The organism is Adlercreutzia sp. DFI.6.23 (genome assembly GCF_024462535.1).
Classification (GTDB): Bacteria; Actinomycetota; Coriobacteriia; order Coriobacteriales; family Eggerthellaceae; genus Adlercreutzia; species Adlercreutzia rubneri.
Map to the genome: position 1 here is coordinate 1 of NZ_JANGBP010000857.1, position 286 is coordinate 286.

General features: G+C 60.8%; 1 protein-coding gene. It reads right to left on the reverse strand.

From position 1 onward, the window contains the following. Positions 1 to 11 precede the first annotated feature (11 nt). Positions 12 to 286, reverse strand: a 275-nt coding sequence (locus NE591_RS15765; RefSeq protein WP_256157164.1) for a hypothetical protein, incomplete at its 5' end; no start/stop codon positions are given.

The window sequence follows — 286 nt, forward strand, 5'->3', positions numbered from 1 at the left end:
CCGTCATGGGGTTAGGCCTCCTCACCGCCACCGATGAGGTCGGTGATCAGGTCGGACTCAATACCGCTCATCAGGTCGCCCAGCTCGGCAGCCAGGGCATCGATGGCGTTGGCCTCTTCGTCATCGGTCTTCTTGGCATCAGCGGCGAGCGCGGCGTAAAGCGCCTGGTCGGCACTGTAGTCATCGATCTCGTCCTCTCTGATGGGTTGCATGTCGTGGCCCTCGAGCTCGACGTTCAAGCACAGGGACTTCATTTCCTTCACGAGCACCTTGAAGGACTCGGGCA